This is a genomic window from Corynebacterium sp. HMSC036E10 (assembly GCF_001836265.1).
In the GTDB taxonomy this organism is placed as follows: Bacteria; Actinomycetota; Actinomycetes; order Mycobacteriales; family Mycobacteriaceae; genus Corynebacterium; species Corynebacterium coyleae.
Window position 1 is genome coordinate 1 of the sequence record NZ_KV827923.1, and the last position, 1,856, is coordinate 1,856.

2 protein-coding genes are annotated in these 1,856 nt (G+C 56.8%); both read right to left on the reverse strand.

Translation table 11 applies throughout. The annotated features are described in order from the left end of the window. Positions 1 to 396: 396 nt before the first annotated feature. Positions 397 to 1,407: an HtaA domain-containing protein gene (locus HMPREF2736_RS00005; protein WP_070451076.1), complete on the reverse strand. Its 1,011-nt coding sequence runs from the start codon at positions 1,405 to 1,407 to the stop codon at positions 397 to 399. 93 nt (positions 1,408 to 1,500) lie between these two features. Further along, positions 1,501 to 1,856, reverse strand: a 356-nt coding sequence (locus HMPREF2736_RS12295) for a hypothetical protein (protein WP_210384494.1), incomplete at its 5' end; no start/stop codon positions are given.

Sequence of the window (1,856 nt, forward strand, 5' to 3'; positions counted from 1 at the left end):
GCCGAACTGGACCACCTACATCAGATCAGACACACGTGGAGCTGCCGCAGTTCGGGTCCTTGCATCGCCACCTGGTTGTGCCTTTGGATGTGGTTCCGTTTTTCTTCATTTGCCCAGCACATACCGGGCACCGTGGTCTGTTTTTACTCACCCGGAAAGCACACCAACCCCCGACTAGCACATGCGGGTGCCATTCCGGAGGATTGAACGCAATTCGGGCGGATATAAGGTCTTGATGCCTATATCCGCCCGATTTACCCAGCCTGATCAGCAATAACGCCGAAATTCAGACACACTTTTTGCTACTTACCCCGGGATGGTCTCCTTTTTTCGGCTTTGGTAAACAGCAAAGAACCGGTCCCAGCACAGTACCGGGACCGGTTCATGATGCGAAGGTTATCGCTGCATACCCTGCAAGAGTTGCGGCAGCCACTGCTGGCCGACAAAAGCTAGCGCACCACCAATCGCCACGAGGCTGATGAGAGTAGCGATGATCGGCACGACGATTTTGGTGTTGTCGGTCTTGGAATCGACAGAGGATCCCTCAGGCTTCTTCGAGCCTTGCTCAGCCGGGGGGACGCTCGGGGACGACGGAACGCTCTTCTCCGGGGACGGTTTCGCGGACGACGAGGAAGGAGCCGGCTTCTCCGGAGACGGTTTCGCCTTAGGTGCTTCCTTGAACTTCAGGTCTAGATCGAGTAGCGCGTCCTCGTACTGCTCCGCCTTGTAGAAGCCGATCATGACGTTTTCGGCTCCCTCCTTGGTGAGCGTTGTCTTAATGCCACTGTCCTTACTAACGTCACCTGCTGAGGTGGAGAAACTGCCCCCTGCGGTAGCCTTGATCGGCTCTGGAAGTGTGAATGTGGCAAAAATCGCGTCGTCTCCCTTGCGATCAAGTGCGCTCTGATCGCCCGTGATGTTAGTGCCACGCACGACGTAGTCGAGGGAAATCTTTCCTGACGTACCGTCCAGAATGAGCTTCACATCGGAGAACTTGACATCGAGTCCATACTGCTGGCCCTCGGGAGCGAACTTCTCATGCCCTGTCCAGCGGACCCCACCATCAAAGGCCAGCACACCCTTGCCTTTTGCATCCAGCTGCGACTTGGCAGCATTCAACTGGAACCCATACTTAAGTGGCGAGGTGTTGTCCTGGAACGTTTGGGCTGGCGGGTTGTACGCGGTGTGGCCGCCGAAGTTCTTGAGATCGGTTGGATTGACTGTAGTGACCTTGCCCTGTGCGACGGGGCCGGTCACGTAGTTGGTAAAGCTGCGCTTCACATTCCAATCCAAGCGACCATTCTCAAGCACAGGCGCCTCCGGTGCAGCCGAAGCCTGAGGCGCAACAACTGCGCTACCCAGCAGGGCAAGAGCGGTGAGTGGTACGAGCAACGGGCGTGTTCTCATGAATCCTCCTTAGAGAACAAGGTAAACCTCACCTAAGTATGGTATTGCTAACCAACTTCAAGGGCAAGGAGGTTCCCGTTGAGGCGATGACCACTATTTGGCCAGCATGGGCCTCAGAAAACGGTCGAAGGCGAACTTGCCGAAGCCAGAAAGCACGCCGAGCAATCCAAGTCCAGCGATGACGAGGGTGACACTGGTGGTGATCCGCTCGGCTGGTGATCCTTTGTCCGTTGAGCTGAGTTCCTGCGACGAGCTCGCCATTGACTCGGACGGCGCAGGGGACGGCGTTGACGTCGGTGTCGGCTGTGGTGCAGGCAGCGTCGGAACACCAGCGGCGGCGCCAGCGAAGGTGACGCTGAGATCAAACAAGGCGTCGTCGTATTGAATCGGCTCGTAGAAGCCGATCATGATCTTTTTGGCGCCCTCCTCGGTGAGCGTTGTTTTCACGC